This window comes from Streptomyces sp. NPDC000941, from assembly GCF_053599555.1.
The window spans coordinates 20,925-38,922 of record NZ_JBSFMM010000043.1; the positions used below are offsets into that span (position 1 = coordinate 20,925).

Consider the following 17,998-nt stretch of genomic DNA (forward strand, 5'->3'; position numbering starts at 1 on the left):
TCGCAATCCTTCACGACCTGGGGTGTTTCGTCCCGCCGGTCACTCGTATAGGTGACCACCCGCCACGATCCCCGCCACCAGCTCCGCGAAGTCCGCCGCCGGGTCGTCCAGGGGTGTCCCGTGGAGGAGTTCGACGCGGTGTACGAGGCGGGGGGAGATCAGGGGGATCGCGACGATGCCGGGGGCGCCCTTGGTGGCGGAGTGGGGGAGGAGGGTCAGGCCGTGGCCCGCGGCGACGAGGGTGAGGAGGGCCCGTACGTCGGTGCCCTCGTAGCGCAGGGCGGCGCGGAAGCCGTTGGTGCCGCCGGCGGCGCGCAGGTGGCGCAGGGGGACGGCGGCGTCGGGGGCGTCGAGCCAGCGCCAGCGGGGGGCGGCGAGGTCGGTCAGGCGCAGGCCGAGGCGACGGGTCAGGGGGTGGCCGAGGGGGAGGGGGACGACGAGCGCGCCCTCGGCGATGGGCAGAGTGGACAGCGGGCCGAGGTCGGGCAGCGGCAGGGAGTCGCCCGGCGCCGTCAGGCCGTCGGTCAGGCCGAGGTCGAGCTGTCCGGTGGCCATGGCCGCGGGGATCTCGTCGCGGGACAGGAGACGTACGGCCGTCCGTACGCCCGGGTGGGCCCGGCGCACCTCGGCCAGGGCCGCCGCGACCCGGGGCGTCATGGCGGGCGGCGAGGCGCCGAGCGTCAGCCGGGCGGTGGTGGATCCGGCGAGGCGCTCTACGTCCGCGCGGGCCGCGTCCAGCCGGTGCAGCAGCGGGCCCGCGTGTTCCAGCAGCCGCGCGCCCGCCGCGGTCGGCGCCACCGGACGCCGGGTCAGCAGCGTGGTCCGCAGATCGGCTTCGAGCGTGGCGATGTGCCGGGACACGGCCGACGGGGGGAACCCCAGGTCGCGGGCGGCCTCCGAGAAGGACGCGCGGCGGGCCACGGACACGAAGGTGCGGAGCAGGTGCGGATCCATCGCTTCAGTATTCCGGCTCGCGCGGCCCCCGATGACCTCATCTCCGGGCGCCTGACGCTCAGGGAGCGTCACGTGGGCGAGCGTTCGAATCCGGGGTGTCCGGCGGCCGGGCGACCAGCCGTGCGTACCAGGCGGAGGAGGCCACCAGCTGGCCGATCGCCAGTCCCGCCACCACGATCAGAAACACCACGATGAGCCAGGACAGCAGTGTGAAGACGGGGCCGAGGGGGCCGAAGTCGGCGAGGCTGCGGTTCATGGCCCGCGGCATGACCAGACGGGAGGCATAGCCCAGCGCGACCGTGCCGGTGCCCGCGAGCACCGCGCCCGGCAGCAGCGGCAGCCAGCCGACCCGGCCGCCCAGCAGCAGGTGCTGGGTCCACCACCACAGCAGGACGGCCGACAGCAGGGACAGCACGAGCCCCGAGACGATCCCGAAGCCGAAGCCCCTGCGCACCGGCGCCTGGACGAACAGCACCGCCAGCCAGACCAGCACCCACAGCAGCCAGCGCCACGCCGCCACGCGCATCCTCGCCTTGGGCAGGTTCCAGCACCGCTCGCAGACCGTCTGCAGGGCCCGGCTGAAGGCCGTGGCCGACACCAGCGCGACCAGGAGGCCCACGGCGCCCGAGGGCTTCCTCGTCGTACCGGACGCGGCGAGCGCCCGGCGCAGCTCTTCCAGCGCCTTGCCGTGCACACCGACCACCGAGCGCACGGAGTCCGCCAGCAGGCCCTTCCAGCCCTCGGGGGCGAAGGCCGCCACCACCATCAGCAGCGGCAAGGCGGTCAGGAACGCCTGCGCGGCCAGTCGGCTGGCGGCCTCCAGAGTGTTGACCGCCAGCAGCCGCTCCGTCAGCCGGGCGACCGGCCCGGCGACTGACGGGGAGCGCGCCGCGGCCAGGACACTCCGTGCTCTGCCGAACCGGGGTGGCCGGTGTTCGTCTCCGCCGGAACTCACCGCCTGCCTCCTGCGTTCCAGGCTGCCACCTCGGCCTCGGCCTCGGCCTATTCATTCCAGCTGTCGCCACCGCCGATAACGGGTGCTCGTGACGCCCGTTCGCCGCCGCCGCGGCGATGCCCAGCAGCACCAGGACGAGGACGACGACGCCCAGGACGAGCGCCACGGACGCCGGGGTGGGGTGGTTCCACAGGACGAGGGCGAGCGCGCCGCCGCCGATGACGACCCCGGTGGTCCAGCCGCGGTGGCCGTCCAGCCAGCTGCCCGTACCGCCCGTACGCACACCGGCGCGGGCCAGGGCCCGGCCGGTGGCGCCGGTGGCGCGGGCGGCCCCGGAGCGCACGGCGCGGGCGCCGCGCCCGGGGCCGTACAGATAGCCGGACAGCACGGTGATGACCGCGATGACCAGGATCGTGCGGGTGGACTCGCGCAGGAAGCGCACGAAGGTGTCGTAGATGGTGGCGGCGGCGTCCTCGGGCAGCGTGGTGGGCGGGACGGAGTCCAGATAGACCCGGCGCAGTACGGCGAGGCCGACGAGCAGCACCAGCATCGTCACCGCGACGCCGATGCCCACGCTCATCAGCGCCACCCGGTGCGCGGGGGCCGTCCCCACGGCGAGGGCGGCGAGCACGAGCGCCGTGATCGGCAGCCAGACGCCCAGCACATTGAGCAGCCGCATCGCGTTCTGCGCCTTGTCGAGCTTGTCGGTCTTCAGCAGCGGGACCGTCCGCTCCACGGTGGGGATGTGCGCGGCCTTCTCGTAGCCCGCGTCGACCAGTCTGCGTTTGACGTTGTCGACCAGGGTGCCGATGTCCAGGACGATGGTGTTCCCCCTGGCCTGGACGGCGCTGGGCCCCTCGCCGGTGAGGACCTTCACCACGGCGGCGTGCGCCCGGCGGTTGGCGGCGGTCCACACCTGGGCGAACTGGTCGCTGTGCACCACCTTGGCCACCACGTCGTGGACGGCCGTGGTGAGGGCGGTCTTCAGCGGCCCGGTCAGCAGCCGCGCGCTGTCGGCCACCCGGGGCGGCGCGCCGACCCGGTCGAGGGCCTTGGTGAGCGCGGCGGTGACCCCGGCGACGTCGACGTTGTCGACGACGCGTTTGGTGAGCCGGTCGGTCACCGCGGTCTGTACGGCGGGGTCGGCGGCCAGCGGCGCGACGGTCTGGACGTATCGGTCGGTGTCGGAGACTTCTTCATGCGCCCAGGTGGCGACCACGGCGAGCGGTGCGAGCAGCACGGCAAGCACCAGCAGCAGCGACGCTCCCGCGTACCGCAGTCGGCGGTGGCGGACGGTGACCGCCTTGCGCAGCCGCTCGTACTCCTGGCGCTCGGTGGCGCTCAGCGGGGGTTGTTCGGAGGAGGGGGTGCCCGAGGAGTCCATGCGGTCCTCCTTCGCATGATCCTCATGGTGCGCGGAGGCGCGGGTGATCGCCATCTGGGTCGCGTACGGGGACGCACGGGCTTCGCGGACATGAGAAACGGATCACGGCAGTGCGAGCCCACCGTGCGGCGGTCCATGTATTAGGGTTATCTTGACATCGAGATATCCGCCGGAAGGCGCGCCGCGGCCGCACCAGTAAGGCTTGCCTAACTAAGCCTGACCTTACCTGATGGGCGAGGACATGGGGCGGCAGGATTGCGGTAGTACGCGCGAGATCATGCATGAAGGAGACTGTCGTGTCGGCGAACAGCTTCGACGCCCGTAGCACGCTGCAGGTGGGCGACGAGTCGTACGAGATCTTCAGGCTGGACAAGGTGGCGGGATCCGCCCGTCTGCCGTACAGCCTCAAGGTGCTGCTGGAGAACCTGCTCCGTACCGAGGACGGCGCGAACATCACCGCCGGCCACATCCGCGCGCTGGGCGACTGGGACCCGAGCGCCCAGCCCAGCCAGGAGATCCAGTTCACGCCGGCCCGCGTGATCATGCAGGACTTCACCGGCGTGCCGTGTGTCGTGGACCTTGCCACCATGCGCGAGGCCGTCAAGGAGCTGGGCGGCGACGCCGCCCGTATCAACCCGCTCGCCCCCGCCGAGCTGGTCATCGACCACTCGGTCATCGCCGACCGCTTCGGCACCCCCGACGCCTTCACCCAGAACGTGGAGCTGGAGTACGGGCGCAACAAGGAGCGCTACCAGTTCCTGCGCTGGGGCCAGACCGCGTTCGACGAGTTCAAGGTCGTCCCGCCGGGCACCGGCATCGTCCACCAGGTCAACATCGAGCACCTGGCCCGCACCGTCATGGTCCGGGGTGGCCAGGCCTACCCCGACACCCTGGTCGGCACCGACTCGCACACCACCATGGTCAACGGCCTGGGCGTGCTGGGCTGGGGCGTCGGCGGCATCGAGGCCGAGGCCGCGATGCTGGGCCAGCCGGTCTCGATGCTGATCCCGCGCGTCGTCGGCTTCAAGCTGACCGGCTCGCTGCCGACCGGCACCACCGCCACCGACCTGGTGCTGACGATCACCGAGATGCTGCGCAAGCACGGTGTGGTCGGCAAGTTCGTCGAGTTCTACGGCGAGGGCGTCTCCGCCATCCCGCTCGCGAACCGCGCCACCATCGGCAACATGTCGCCGGAGTTCGGCTCCACCGCCGCGATCTTCCCGATCGATGTCGAGACCATCAACTACCTCAAGCTCACCGGCCGCAGCGAGCAGCAGCTCGCGCTCGTCGAGGCGTACGCCAAGGAGCAGGGCCTGTGGCTGGACCCGGCCGCCGAGCCGGACTTCTCCGAGAAGCTGGAGCTGGACCTGTCGACGGTCGTCCCGTCGATCGCCGGCCCCAAGCGCCCGCAGGACCGGATCGTCCTGGCCCAGGCCGCCGAGCAGTTCGCCCAGGACATCCGCAACTACGTGGCCGAGGACGAGGAGGCGGGCAAGGAGTCCTTCCCGGCCTCCGACGCCCCCGCGCTCGACCACAACGGCGTCCCGACCAAGCCGACCCCGGTCATCGCCCCCGACGGCAGCCAGTACGAGATCGACCACGGCGCCGTCACCGTCGCCGCGATCACCTCCTGCACCAACACCTCCAACCCGTACGTCATGGTCGCCGCCGCCCTGGTGGCCAAGAAGGCCGTCGAGAAGGGCCTGACCCGCAAGCCGTGGGTCAAGACCACCCTGGCCCCCGGGTCCAAGGTCGTCATGGACTACTACGACCGCGCCGGCCTCACCCCGTACCTCGACAAGCTCGGCTTCAACCTGGTCGGCTACGGCTGCACCACCTGCATCGGCAACTCCGGCCCGCTGCCGGAGGAGGTCTCCAAGGCCGTCAACGAGGCCGACCTCGCCGTCACCTCCGTGCTGTCCGGCAACCGCAACTTCGAGGGCCGGATCAACCCGGACGTCAAGATGAACTACCTGGCGTCCCCGCCGCTGGTCGTCGCGTACGCCATCGCGGGCTCCATGAAGGTGGACATCACCAAGGACGCGCTGGGCACCGACCAGAGCGGCAACCCGGTCCACCTGGCCGACATCTGGCCCTCCGAGAAGGAGGTCGAGGAGGTCGTCGCCTCCGCGATCGGCCAGGAGATGTTCAACACCAGCTACGCCGACGTCTTCGCGGGCGACGCGCAGTGGCAGGCGCTGCCCATCCCGACCGGCAACACCTTCGACTGGGACCCGGAGTCCACCTACGTCCGCAAGCCCCCGTACTTCGAGGGCATGACCATGGACCCGGCGCCGGTCCAGGACGTCACCGGCGCCCGGGTGCTCGCCAAGCTCGGCGACTCGGTCACCACCGACCACATCTCCCCGGCCGGTGCCATCAAGGCCGACACCCCGGCCGGCAAGTACCTCACCGAGCACGGCGTCGAGCGCCGCGACTTCAACTCCTACGGCTCGCGCCGAGGCAACCACGAGGTCATGATCCGCGGCACCTTCGCCAACATCCGGCTGCGCAACCAGGTCGCGCCGGGCACCGAGGGCGGCTACACCCGCGACTTCACCCAGGAGGGCGCGCCGGTCTCCTTCATCTACGACGCGTCGCAGAACTACCAGGCCGCGGGCATCCCGCTGGTGATCCTGGCGGGCAAGGAGTACGGCTCCGGCTCCTCCCGCGACTGGGCCGCCAAGGGCACCGCGCTGCTGGGCGTCAAGGCCGTCGTCGCCGAGTCGTACGAGCGCATCCACCGCTCGAACCTCATCGGCATGGGCGTGCTGCCGCTCCAGTTCCCGGAGGGCGCCTCGGCGCTGTCGCTGGGCCTGACGGGCGAGGAGACCTTCTCCGTCACGGGCGTCACCGAGCTGAACGACGGCACCACCCCGCGCACCGTCAAGGTCACCACGGACACAGGCGTCGAGTTCGACGCGGTCGTGCGCATCGACACCCCCGGTGAGGCGGACTACTACCGCAACGGCGGCATCATGCAGTACGTGCTGCGCTCGCTGATCCGGAAGTAGGACCGGCGAGTCCTCACGGACTTACGGACGGGCCGCACTCCCCGGCGCGCGGGGGTGCGGCCCGTCCGCGTGCTCAGGAACCCTGGCGCGGCAGCTCGACCTTCACCGGGCCGCAGCCCAGCCGCTCCGCCTCGGCCGCGGCGTAGCGGGGGAGGAGCTTGCGCGGAAGGTCGTCCCTGCCGGTGCCGTTGTCCTGGACGAGGAAGATGACCAGACCGGTCTGGCACATGGTTTGGTACAGAGCCAGGTCCCGGCCGACTGAACTCTTGCCTCGCTTCTCGTAATCGGGTGCTTCGTTGCGGTCGGTCAGGTAGGACAAGACCTGGGCGAGCCGCGGGCTCTCGATGGTGACCAGCCGCAGCCGCGCACGCCCCCCTATCGCACTGTCGATACCGACGCCGCAGACGCGGGCCGTTCCGGGGCTGTGCGTGAGCAATGTGCTGTTGAGCAAGTACTCCTTCTTGGGGAGGGTCAGCGTCAGCCCGTCGATGCCGCAGAGCCGTCGTGGCTCGGTGTCCTTGAGGGGAGGGACGGCGGGAAGGTCACCCGGGAACGGGAGTGTGCCGTCGCAGCCCAGGGTGCGCATGGCGCCGTTGACCAGCCGTACGGTCGCCCGCGCCACCTGGTTCCGCCAGTGGGGGTCCTCGTCGGCGCTTATGGGCGGCCTGTCCCAGGACGCGTCGACGACCGCAGGCCCGTTGACGCCTCCCCCGCTGCCGCAACCCCTGGGGAGCGCCAGCCAGGTCCGGTTCTGCGAGGCCAAGCCGACGGATCCCTTCCCGAACGGCACCGCCAGCGGGGAGAGGAAGTCCGTCAGCCAGCCCGCGGACTGCGCGTCGTACTCCCCGTCGAGGTTGTGGAGCCGGAACTCGACACGCGCGACGGGGCGGCCGTCGTCCAGCGCCAGGAGCCGACAGGCGCCCTGGACAACCGCGCTCCCGCGGCTCGGGCGGATCTCCTCCGCGCGGACCGAGAGGCCGGGGTCGAAGCGGATGAAGAGGTCGTGGTCGAACAACGCCTCCGCGTCCTTCTTGGGAAGCGCCCCCCAGCACACGGCCTGTTTCTCGTCCGACCACGGAAGGCTGTCCGTCTGCCAGGCGGTCAGCAGGCTCCCGATGAGCGCGCTCACGACCCCCACGGTGATCAGCTGACCGGGCCGGCTCCGCAGCAGACCCCAGGCCCGGCGGCCACGCCGCCTCCACCGGCCCTTGCGCGCCGCCGCGGCGGCGACGAGGAAGTGCTCCTGCCGCCGTAACTCCTCAGGGCTGCTCATCTTGAGTCTCCGTGTGGTGTGACGGCGGCGCAGCCGAGGCGCTTGGCCACGGCGGCGGCGTAGACGGGGAAGATACGGGACGGGGTGGCGAACGGGGTGTCGTCGGCGATGTCCGTCCGCTCCAGGGACATCACTGTTGTACGGCCCGCGCACCGGGTCCGGACGAGCGCGCCATCCGTGTCCATAAAGCCCTGGCCGCGCCAGCCTCGGGCGGGCGGGGCGCTGCCGGTGAGGCCGTCGAAGAGCTTCACCAGCCGGGGGTGGGCGGTCATGGTGAGCCGGGCGGCGACCGTGTCGTGCCAGCGGACGACACAGGTCTGGAGGTCGTCGCTGACCGGGCCCACGGTTGAGTCGAGGCCATCGCCGTCGCCCTCGCCACCGCCGGGCGCGGGCCTCAGTCCGTCAATCCGGCAGGCGCCCGAGGAGTAGCCGGTGACGAAGGTGTCGTCAGGCACGTATCCCGGCGGTAGGGGTGCGGTGAAGCCCAGCGGCTTCTCCGGCGCGCAACCGGCCTTCTCCATACCGTGGTTGGCGATGTCCACGAGCAGCTGCCCCGCCTGCCACGGCTCGAAGTCGAAACCCGGCAGGGTGGGAGTGTCGTCTTTGCCGTCGCTCTCCACACCGCTGACGGTCACGACCGAGGGGCGGCCGTCGACATCGCACTTCTCGGGGAGCACCAGCGTGGCGGAGCCCTCGTTGACGAAGCCCGGCAGCCCCTCGGGAAGCTGATCTCCCGCGCCGGCGAAGAGCTCGGCCAGCCAGACACGGCGCTTCTTCGCGTCTTTCGGGCCCGCGCCGTAGCTGACGGAGATCTTCTCGTGGACCTCGCTGATGCCGTTGTCCCAGCTCGTGGTGGTCGTGCACGAGCCGCGCGGGCGGTCGGGCGTCGGGGCCGTCTCCCGGAAGGCGCGGTTGTCGTTGTGGGAACGTAACGGCTCCTCGGCCTGCGACCAGGCGCCCCAGCAGTATCTCTTCGCCGCGTCGGAGTCGGCGTCGGCGTCGTCGACGGCCCTGATGACCAGCCACCCCGCCACCAGCGCGGCGGCGAGCCCACCCGCCAGCGCCGCGCGTGCGCGCCGCGCCGCTAAGGCGCGGCGTAGCCGTCCGCCACCCCCACCGGCGGCGTCACCGTCGTGCGTCGTCTGTTCGTCCATCTGGCTTCCCCCCGAAAGCTGTGTGTGCCGTGGATCGTATCGGGCGGCACTGACACGTACTCAGAGAAAAGTGCCGGACGGGATGTACGGAGTCGGCGGCCGCATCCCGCGCAGGCACACATAGCCCTGGGTGGCCAGCTCGAGCCCCGCAGCCAGCCCCACGTCCACCGCCCACTCCTGCTCGGCCGTCAGGTTCTGGATCCGGGCCTCGGTGCCTTCCGGGAGGCTGAGCAGCGCGGCGGTCAGCAGCCGTGTGGCCAGCCGCCGGGAGGTCGCGGCCAGCAGTTCGACCTTGCCGTCGTCGCCGACGTAGCAGTATCCGCTGCCCGCCAGGTCGTCCGAGACGAACAGCCGGCACTGGCGCAGCAGCAGCTCGTGGTCGGGCCCGTGTGCCCCGCCCCGGGTGCGGCGGTCCACGGAGTCCATCATGTCCCGCTGCCTGGGCCCGCCCTCGAAGACCGCCCCGTCCGGCGCCGGAAGCCGCTCCTTGTCGACGATTCCGCGCATGCGGATGGCCGGGTGCAGGGTGAAACCCGCCTGCCGGTACGTGGCGGCCGCCCGTGGGTCCTCGGAGCCGACGATGATCCCGCGCAGACACGCCCGCCCGTACGCGAGCGCCGCCGCCAGCAGCTCCCGGCCCAGACCCCGCCCCTGCGCCCGCGGGAGCACCGCGAACAGCGCCAGCCCCCAGGTGCCCTCCCGTCTGTGGGACAGCGCCGTGCCGACCGGCATCCCGGCGTCGTCCACGGCGAGCCAGCAGCCGCCCGGGTCGGTGCGGGCGAGGTGCCGGTTGCGGCCGTGGACGGAGGCGACGCGCCGCGGCGGCCACTCGTCGTCGGTCTCGCCGAGGAGGGCGCGGGAGGCGCCGAAGGCGGCGGCGGCCACGGTCCGTACCGCCTCGGCGTCCTCCTCGGTGTCACGTAGCCTGCGGACAATCATGTGCCCATGATGGCGGGCGGGTTGGCGAGCGCGCGAAGTGTGTTGTCGGTTGTGTGGAACGTGGCTTGGTCGACCCACGAGCGCGACAACGTTGTCAAAGGGGCTCTAGGGATCAGTACGCCGCCAACCGGCCCGCGCTGTCAAGTGCCCGCACATCGCGTGCAGTTCAAGCGGGCCGACCGGCCTGAGGCGCCCTTACGGCCGACGCGCCCCGTGCGGTACGGTCCCTGCGGCTTGCTCGACCTGGCGAACGCGGCCCTGCGCGAAAGATGGGACCGCGATGCCCTCAAGACCCCCGGCCGCCCTGGCGGCCGCGGCCCTGACCGCCGGACTGCTCGCGTCCGCGCTGACCGCCACTCCTGCGGTGGCCGAGCCGACTACCACGGCGGCCGAACTCGTCAAGGACCCCGCCGCCTACGTCGATCCGCTCATCGGCAGCCGCAACGGCGGCAACACGTACCCCGGGGCCGTCGTCCCCTTCGGCATGCTCTCCTGGAGCCCCGAGAACACCCGCGGCAACGCCACCCGCACCGCGGCCCCCGGCGGCTACCAGTACGACGCGACCCGCATCCGGGGCTTCAGCCTCACCCATATGTCCGGCACCGGCTGCGCGGGCGGCTCCGGCGACATTCCGTTCTTCCCCTTCCCGGGCGAGGTCACCTCGTCCCCCGCCGCGGACACCAAGGACGAGGTGTACGCGTCCGACTTCCGGCACGAGGACGAGACCGCGCGGCCCGGCCGGTACCAGGTCACCCTCGCCTCCGGTGCCGGAGCCGAGCTGACCGCCACCGCCCGCACCGGATCCGCCCGCTTCACCTACCCCGAGGGCAAGGCGGCCTCGCTGCTCATCCGCACCTCCGCGTCCGAAGTCGGCAGCACGGACGCGGACCTCACGATCGACCCGGCGCACCGCACCGTCTCCGGCTCGGTCACCAGCGGCAACTTCTGCGGCTACCTCGACCCTGAAGGGCGCCGCAGCTACTACACACTCCACTTCACCGCCACCTTCGACACCGCGTTCACCGCCCACGGCACCTGGCAGGACGACCGGCTGCGCCCCGGCACCACGACCGCCGAGGGCGGCACCGGCGGGTACGGAACCGACGGCCGCCCCGTCGCCGGGAAGGGCTCCGGCGGCTACCTCCGCTTCCCCGACGGCACTCGCCGGGTCGGGGTCAAGGTCGGCATCAGCTACGTCGATCAGGCGGGTGCCAAGGCCAACCTGGCCGCCGAGAACCCGCCGGGGCGCGGCTTCGGGCAGGTGCGCGACGCCGCGTACGACGCCTGGCGGCGCCGGCTGGCCGACATCAGGGTGGGCGGCGGCTCGGACACGGACCGCACCACGTTCTACACCGCGCTCTACCACTCGCTGCTGCACCCCAACGTCATCAGCGACACCGACGGCCGCTACCGGGGCAGCGACGGCGAGGTCCACTCGGTGACGCCGGGCCACTGGGCCCAGTACGGCACCTTCTCCGGCTGGGACGTCTACCGCTCCCAGGTCCAGCTGCTCACCCTCCTCGACCCCGGCCGCGGCTCCGACATCGCGCAGTCGCTGCTCAACTTCGCCCGCCAGAACGGCGGCGTATGGGACCGGTGGATCCACAACTCCTCTGGCACCCACGTCATGAACGGCGACCCGTCGGCCGCCGCCCTCGCCGGGATCCGGGCCTTCGGCGGCACCCGCTTCGACCTCGACGGCGCCCTCGACTCGCTGGTCCAGGCCGCCACCGTGCCGACGGAGAAGGACACCAGCCCGGCCGGCAAACCGATCATGTCGGTGGGCCAGCGCCCCTCCCTCGACAAGTACCTGAAGCTGCACTACATGCCGTCCGTCTCCAACGCCTGGGGCGGCGCCGCCGAGACCCTGGAGATGTCCGGCGCGGACTTCGCGATCTCGCAGCTCGCCGGGGCGGCGGGGGAGCGGGACACCGCCCGTACCTTCGCGGCCCGCGCCCAGTGGTGGCAGAACAACTTCAACGCGGCCGCCGATCCGGACACCGGCGGCTACATGGCCAACCGCAAGGCGGACGGCAGCTGGGTCACCGGCTTCACCCCGGCCACCGGCAACGGCTTCGTCGAGGGCACCAGCGCCCAGTACACCTGGATGGTGCAGCACAACCCGGCGGGCCTGTTCGCCGCCCTGGGTGGCCGGGACGCCGCGGTCAAGCGCCTGGACTCCTTCTTCCACACCGCCGACGGCGGCTGGGCTCTCACCGGCGCGGGCGGCGAGAAGGCCGAACTGGACAACGAGCCGTCGATCAACGTGCCGTATCTGTACGCCTACGCCGGAGCGCCGTACAAGACCCAGGAGACCGTCCGCGCGGCGATGCGGCAGCTGTGGAGCACCGAGCCCGGCGGTATCCCCGGCAACGACGACCTGGGCGAGATGTCGTCCTGGTACGTGTTCTCGGCCCTCGGCATGTATCCGCAGGTCCCCTCCCGCGCCGAACTGGTGCTGGCGTCGCCGCTGTTCCCGCGCGTGGAGATCGAGCGCGGCGGCCGTGACATCTCCATCCGGGCCCCGCAGGCGGCGCCCGGCGCGCCGTACGTCCAGTCGCTGAAGGTCGACGGCCGGGCGAGCGGCCGGCCCTGGCTGCCGGAGTCGTTCGTCAGGCTCGGCGGCACGCTGGAGTACGCCCTCGGCGAGGCGCCCAACCGCTCCTGGGGCTCGGCCGCGGCCGACGCGCCCCCGTCGTTCCGTGACGGCGAGCAGCCGTACCAGATCGGCGTGGGGCCCACCACCGGCACCGTCGCGCCCGGCGAGAGCCTGACGGTGAAGGTGGCCGCCGTCCCGGTCCGCGACGGTGACCGCCCCGAGGTGCGCTTCACCGCCGACGCCCCGGACGGGCTCACCGCCTCGCCCGCCTCCGGGACGGTGGGGCCCGACGGCACGGCCGAGATCACCCTGCGCGCGGGGAAGGACACCGCCGAGGGCTTCTACGACGCCAAGGTGACGGTGAACGGCGAGGGCACGGACGTCGTCCAGCCGGTCACGGTGACCGTCGCCGGGCCCGGCAGCCTGCTCGCCGCGTACAACAACGTCGGCGCCACCGACGACGCGGGCGAGCACGACGAGGGCGACTACGACGGCGGCGGCTGGAGCTATTCGCGCCAGGCCCTGACCGAGGCCGGTCTCGCGCCGGGCGCCCGGTGCACCGTCCAGAGCCTGGAGTTCACCTGGCCCGGCTCGCCCGCCGGCCGCCCCGACAATGCCTCGGCCGACGGCCAGACCATCGGCCTGCCGGCCTCCACCGCCCTGTCGTTCGTCGGCAGCGCGGTCAACGGCAACCAGGAGACCACCGCCAAGATCACCTACACCGACGGCAGTTCGGACAGCGCCGAGCTGGCCTTCACCGACTGGACGGTGGGCGGCGGCGGAGGGACGGTCCAGTACGGCAACGTGACCGTCGCCAGGACCCCGTACCGCAACATCAGCGGCGGGGACAAGGACGTCGTGGACGCCTACATCTTCGCGACGAAGGCGTTCCGGGCGCCGGACGGCAAGACGATCAAGAGCGTCACGCTGCCGGACAACGCGGACCTCCACGTCTTCGCGATCGCCCGCGGCTGACGGCCGGGCGCCCTGACGAGACGTACGGGGGTGTTCACCGGCCCACCCGGCTGGTGAACACCCCGGCTGGTGAACACCCCTGTCGCGGCAACGCCCTTGCGCCCCGACGACGCCACGCCCTTTACTTGATCGCTGCCCGGCGGCCGCCCGCGCGACGGCCGGCCGCCACCCGTATCGCCGCACCGCCCGCCCCGCCGTACCACCCTCCCGCGACGGCAGGCCAACACCGGAGGTGGACCACATCAGCACGCGGCCCCTGACGTTCGTCGTCGGCACCGGACGCAGCGGCTCCACCGCGCTGTCGCACGTCCTGAACCTGCACCCCGGCATCCTCAGCGTCAACGAGCTGTTCACCTCCCTCGGCGCGGAGCCCCACCGCCATCCGCTGCCCGGGCGGGTGCTGACCGGCGCGGACTTCTGGCAGCTCATCACCCGGCCGAACGAGGAGTTCGACCGGATGATCCGCAGCGGCATCCCGGCGCCGGAGCTCCTCTACCACCGGCGCCCCGGCCGCTTCTCGGCCGAGACGACCGGCATCCCCGCCCTGTGCTCGATGGTCCTGCCGCATCTCACCGACGACCCGGACTCGCTCTTCGACGAACTCGCGCCGCGCGTCTCGGCCTGGCCCGGCCGCCCGGTCGCCCGGCACTACGAGGCGCTGTTCGGGCTGCTGGCCGACCGGTTCGGCGGCGGTGTGGTCGTCGAGCGCTCCGGCGGCTCGCTGAGCTGGGTGCCCTGGATCCGGGAGGCGTTCCCCGAGGCGCGGTTCGTCCATATGTTCCGGGACGGGCCGGACTGCGCGCTGTCGATGAGCCGCCACCCGGGCTTCCGGATGATCCTGCGCATCATGGACGCCAGGAGCGCGTCCGGGGCGGGCCCGCTGGTGCCCCGGCTCACCGACCAGCACCTCCAGGCCCTGCCGCCGGACCTCGCGGGGCTGTTCGCCGAACGGTTCGATCCCGTGCTGCTGATGGCGGCGCCGGTGCCGGTCGCCCGGTTCGGCGAGATGTGGTCGCGCCTGATCAGCCGGGGCCTGACGGCGCTGTCACGGGTCCCGGAGGGCTCCCGTACGGCGCTGTCCTACGAGGGACTGCTCGACGCGCCCCGGTCCGAGCTGACCCGGCTGGCGGAGTTCGTCGGCGTCGAGCCCACGGAGGAGTGGCTGACGGCGGCCGAGGCCACGTTCGACCACAGCCGGTGCGGCTCCGCCCTCCGCCTCCCCCCGGAGGAGCTGTCCGCCTTGCGGAAGTCCTGCGCCCCGGGCACCGAGGCGCTGCGCACGGCCCTGGCGGGCGCCCAGCGCTCCCGGCCCGGAATTCGCTGACAGCCGGAATTCCGCTCCCCAGCCGGGATTCCGCCCACCGCGTGTCTGCTCACAGCAGACGCCGATTCCGCCGGTGCCGCCCGGCGGGCAGAGTCACCGTCATGAGACTTCTGCTGCTGGGCGGTACGGAATTCGTGGGGCGCGCCGTTGCCGAGGAGGCGCTGGCGCGCGACTGGCAGGTGACGGCGTTCCACCGCGGACGCCACGATCCGCCGCCGGGCGTGGCCGTCCTGCGGGGCGACCGGAGCGCCGTGGGCGGCCTGGCGGCCCTGGAGGCGCCCGGGGCGGGGGAGTGGGACGTCGTCGTCGACACCTGGTCGGGCGCGCCGTCCGCCGTGCGCGACGCGGCCCGGCTGCTGGCCGGGCGCGCCGGGCAGTACGTCTACATCTCCAGCCGGTCCGTCTACGCCTACCCCGCCCCGGCCGGGCTCGACGAGGACGGCCCGCTGGTGGAGGCGTCGCCGGACGCGGGCGAGGTCGAGTACGCCCAGGCCAAGCGGGGCGGGGAGCTGGCGGCGCAGGCGGCGTTCGGCGAGCGGGCGCTGCTGGCCCGGGCGGGGCTGATCCTGGGCCCGTACGAGAACGTCGGCCGGCTGCCCTGGTGGCTGACGCGCATCTCCCAGGGCGGCCCGGTCCTGGCGCCGGGGCCGCGCGAGCTGCCGCTGCAGTACATCGACGTCCGCGACCTGGCCGGCTGGGTGCTGGACGCGGCCGCGCGCGGGCTCGGCGGCCCGTACAACCTGGTGAGCCCGCCGGGCCATACGACCTTCGGCGAGCTGCTCGAGGCGTGCGCGGCCGTCACCGGGTCGGACGCCGAGCTGCGCTGGACGGACCCGGAGGCGGTCCTGGCGGCCGGTGTCGAGCCATGGACCGAGCTGCCGGTCTGGCTGCCGCCGGGGGAGCTGTCCGACATGATGTACGGCGGGGATGTGTCCCGGGCGCTCGCCGCGGGTCTGCGCTGCCGCCCCGTCGCCGAGACCGTGGCCGCCACCTGGGAGTGGCTGCGCCGGCTGGGCGGCCGGGCGCCCCAGCGTCCGGACCGCCCGCCGGTGGGTCTGGACCCGGAGCGGGAGGCGAAGGTGCTGAGGGCGGCCGGACACCTGTAGCGGCCGGACACCTGTAGCGGAGTCCGGCCGCCCCTTTGACGACCGGCAGGCCCTAGGCGGAGGGCGTCTGCCGCGGCGCCGGGACCGGGCGTACGGGGTGCTTGCTCATGATCGAGACCCGGTTGAACGCGTTCATGGCGATCGCCACCCAGATCACCGCCGAGATCTCGTCGTCGGACAGCACCTGGCGCGCCTCGCCGTAGGCCGCCTCCTGCACGGCGGCGTCCGCGGGGGTGGTGGTCGCCTCGGCGAGGCCGAGCGCGGCCCGCTCCCGCGCGGTGAACACCTCGGTGTCGCGCCACGCCGCCAGCACGCCCAGGCGCTGTGTCGTCTCACCGGCCCGCAGCGCGGCCTTGGTGTGCAGGTTCAGACAGAAGGCACAGCGGTTGATCTGGGACACACGCAGATTGACCAGCTCCACGAGCGTCCGGTCGAGCCCGGCCTCGGCGGCGGTCTCCCGGACCGCCTCGGCGGTCTGCACCAGCGCGCCGTAGGCCTGCGGGCTCTGCTTGTCGACGAAGATCCGCTTCCCCCGCCTCTTGGCGGAGGCCGCCTTGTCGATGTCGCTGGAGGTCGCCGCGGAGGTCGCTGCCGTGTCCGTCACCTGCACTCCTTCACCGGGCCGCGTCGGCCGCTTCGGGTATGTTGCGCACCTCACCGAGGTGTCGATCTATCATCGCTATTATTGTTGAGCGTACAACTATCCCCGCTTGGGAGGCGTCGCGCCATGAGCAACACCGAGACCCAGCCCGCCGTGCAGCGCTGCGGTGCCTCCCCCGAGGGAGTGGCCGCCCCGCGCGTGGAGGTGCTGACCCCGCGCGACGTCCCGCTGGGCGGCCCGCGCGCGATGACCGTACGACGCACCCTGCCACAGCGGGCCAGGTCGCTGATCGGCGCCTGGTGCTTCGCGGACCACTACGGCCCCGACGACGTCTCCGTCAGCGGCGGGATGGACGTCGCCCCGCATCCGCACACCGGTCTGCAGACGGTGAGCTGGCTGTTCAGCGGGGAGATCGAGCACCGCGACAGCCTGGGCAGCCACGCCTACGTACGGCCGGGCGAGCTGAACCTGATGACCGGCGGCCACGGGATCAGCCACTCCGAGGTCTCCACCGCCCGGACCACGATCCTGCACGGCGTACAGCTGTGGGTGGCGCTGCCCGAGGCACACCGGCACACCGACCGTGACTTCCAGCACTATGTGCCGAGCCCCATCGCCCTGCCCGGAAACCGGGTGGCCGGGGACGGGGCGACCGAGGGCGGAGCGGTCGCGGACGGGCCCGTGGGCGAGGTCAGGGTCTTCCTCGGCTCCCTCGCGGGCGACACCTCGCCGGTGCCCACCTTCAGCCCCCTGCTGGGCGCCGAGATCATCCTCGAGCCGTACGCCACGGTCTGCCTGGCCCTCGACACGAGCTTCGAGCACGGCGTCCTCGTGGACCGCGGTGAGGTCCGCATGGCCGATACGCTCCTGAGCCCCGCCGAACTCGGCTACCTCGCCCCCGGGAACGGGACGCTCGAGCTGACGAACACCACGGACTCCACCGCCCGGCTGGTGCTGCTCGGCGGGACGCCGTTCGGGGAGCGGATCGTGATGTGGTGGAACTTCATCGGGCGGTCGCACGAGGACATCGCGCAGGCCCGCGAGGACTGGATGACGGGCTCGCGCTTCGGCGAGGTGACGGGGTACGACGGCGACCGGCTGCCCGCGCCCGAGCTGCCGAATGCGCCGCTGAAGCCGCGGGGTCAGACGCGCTGACGGATAAACCTAGCCACAGCACGACGCTTGCTTCAGCGGCACGTACAAAGGGTTGAATTTCTCGTGGATGTACAACACGGGATTGCCTTGCTCGACCAGGACGTACGCCTTGTAGGCGCAGGGCTCGCCGTCCAGCGATTCGTCCCACCGGTCCTCTCCTGTCGCGACGATGTGACGGGCCTGACTCAGGCCGAGTGAGACCAGCCCGCGGCCCAGCGGCGCGTGCCTGTCGCTCAACAGGCCCAGCATCGGGCTCTGGTGCTCCCGTCGTGCCACGACGAGGTTCTTGGAGATCGGTTCCCCGGTCGCGGTCCGCAACCGCGACCGGCGGACCAGTATTTCGGATTCCGTGCCGACGCCGATGGAATCCGATATCTCCGGCGGAAAATCCCGGGCGTACGCCCTGCCCTGGTAGAGGACATCGATTGTGAGCTCGCCACCCGTCAGCGCCTCGAGCAGCAAGGTGGTCGAACCGTCCGAGGCCAAGAGCATGCGGGTTATCGCGGGGCTGAAAGTACGTGAAACCGATGAGAGTTTCACCACCCACCTCCTTTCCATGAGCAGC

General features: G+C 72.2%; 13 protein-coding genes. 6 read left to right on the forward strand and 7 right to left on the reverse strand.

Going from position 1 to position 17,998, the window contains the following annotated elements; translation table 11 throughout:
- Positions 1 to 39: 39 nt before the first annotated feature.
- Together ACWDSL_RS16445 and ACWDSL_RS16450 are read right to left on the reverse strand one after the other, a co-directional pair.
- Positions 40 to 954, reverse strand: a complete 915-nt coding sequence (locus ACWDSL_RS16445; protein ID WP_450485859.1) for a LysR family transcriptional regulator — start codon at positions 952 to 954, stop codon at positions 40 to 42.
- A 58-nt stretch (positions 955 to 1,012) separates the two neighbouring features.
- Positions 1,013 to 1,909 (reverse strand): YhjD/YihY/BrkB family envelope integrity protein, encoded by an 897-nt coding sequence (locus ACWDSL_RS16450; RefSeq protein WP_450485860.1) that lies wholly within the window; start codon positions 1,907 to 1,909, stop codon positions 1,013 to 1,015.
- Positions 1,910 to 1,997: 88 nt separating this feature from the next.
- Between ACWDSL_RS16450 and ACWDSL_RS16455 the strand changes: the two genes are divergently transcribed.
- Both ACWDSL_RS16455 and acnA read left to right on the forward strand, forming a co-directional pair.
- Positions 1,998 to 3,437: a hypothetical protein gene (locus tag ACWDSL_RS16455; RefSeq protein WP_450485862.1), complete on the forward strand. Its 1,440-nt coding sequence runs from the start codon at positions 1,998 to 2,000 to the stop codon at positions 3,435 to 3,437.
- A gap of 152 nt (positions 3,438 to 3,589) precedes the next feature.
- The gene (acnA, locus tag ACWDSL_RS16460; RefSeq protein WP_450485864.1) at positions 3,590 to 6,307 is read left to right on the forward strand and encodes an aconitate hydratase AcnA; all 2,718 of its coding nucleotides are present in this window, start codon (positions 3,590 to 3,592) and stop codon (positions 6,305 to 6,307) included.
- Between the two features lie 73 nt (positions 6,308 to 6,380).
- On the opposite strand, the gene ACWDSL_RS16465 is transcribed toward acnA, so the two are convergent.
- The 3 genes from ACWDSL_RS16465 to ACWDSL_RS16475 are packed head-to-tail and all read right to left on the reverse strand — an operon-like array spanning position 6,381 to position 9,673.
- Positions 6,381 to 7,580: a hypothetical protein gene (locus ACWDSL_RS16465; protein ID WP_450485866.1), complete on the reverse strand. Its 1,200-nt coding sequence runs from the start codon at positions 7,578 to 7,580 to the stop codon at positions 6,381 to 6,383.
- The gene (locus ACWDSL_RS16470) at positions 7,577 to 8,734 is read right to left on the reverse strand and encodes a hypothetical protein (protein WP_450485868.1); all 1,158 of its coding nucleotides are present in this window, start codon (positions 8,732 to 8,734) and stop codon (positions 7,577 to 7,579) included. Before ACWDSL_RS16470 ends, ACWDSL_RS16465 begins: the two co-directional genes overlap by 4 nt.
- A 60-nt stretch (positions 8,735 to 8,794) precedes the next feature.
- On the reverse strand, positions 8,795 to 9,673 hold the full coding sequence (locus ACWDSL_RS16475) for a GNAT family N-acetyltransferase (RefSeq protein ID WP_450485870.1): 879 nt from the start codon (positions 9,671 to 9,673) through the stop codon (positions 8,795 to 8,797).
- Positions 9,674 to 9,953: 280 nt separating this feature from the next.
- Here ACWDSL_RS16475 and ACWDSL_RS16480 point away from each other — a divergent pair, with 280 nt between their 5' ends.
- The 3 genes from ACWDSL_RS16480 to ACWDSL_RS16490 all read left to right on the forward strand — a co-directional run bounded on the left by ACWDSL_RS16480 (position 9,954) and on the right by ACWDSL_RS16490 (position 15,677).
- The gene (locus ACWDSL_RS16480; RefSeq protein WP_450485872.1) at positions 9,954 to 13,247 is read left to right on the forward strand and encodes a GH92 family glycosyl hydrolase; all 3,294 of its coding nucleotides are present in this window, start codon (positions 9,954 to 9,956) and stop codon (positions 13,245 to 13,247) included.
- Positions 13,248 to 13,479: 232 nt separating this feature from the next.
- On the forward strand, positions 13,480 to 14,571 hold the full coding sequence (locus ACWDSL_RS16485; RefSeq protein ID WP_450485874.1) for a sulfotransferase: 1,092 nt from the start codon (positions 13,480 to 13,482) through the stop codon (positions 14,569 to 14,571).
- 101 nt (positions 14,572 to 14,672) lie between these two features.
- A complete protein-coding gene (locus tag ACWDSL_RS16490; RefSeq protein ID WP_450485876.1) occupies positions 14,673 to 15,677 on the forward strand; it encodes an NAD-dependent epimerase/dehydratase family protein in 1,005 nt (334 codons plus the stop codon).
- Positions 15,678 to 15,729: 52 nt separating this feature from the next.
- On the opposite strand, the gene ACWDSL_RS16495 is transcribed toward ACWDSL_RS16490, so the two are convergent.
- On the reverse strand, positions 15,730 to 16,239 hold the full coding sequence (locus ACWDSL_RS16495; protein ID WP_450485905.1) for a carboxymuconolactone decarboxylase family protein: 510 nt from the start codon (positions 16,237 to 16,239) through the stop codon (positions 15,730 to 15,732).
- Positions 16,240 to 16,404: 165 nt separating this feature from the next.
- Between ACWDSL_RS16495 and ACWDSL_RS16500 the strand changes: the two genes are divergently transcribed.
- Complete coding sequence (locus tag ACWDSL_RS16500) at positions 16,405 to 17,433, forward strand: pirin family protein (protein WP_450485878.1); 1,029 nt, start codon at positions 16,405 to 16,407, stop codon at positions 17,431 to 17,433.
- A gap of 9 nt (positions 17,434 to 17,442) precedes the next feature.
- Here the strand turns inward: ACWDSL_RS16500 and ACWDSL_RS16505 are convergent, their stop codons facing one another.
- Complete coding sequence (locus ACWDSL_RS16505; RefSeq protein ID WP_398528772.1) at positions 17,443 to 17,973, reverse strand: chorismate--pyruvate lyase family protein; 531 nt, start codon at positions 17,971 to 17,973, stop codon at positions 17,443 to 17,445.
- Positions 17,974 to 17,998 lie beyond the last annotated feature (25 nt).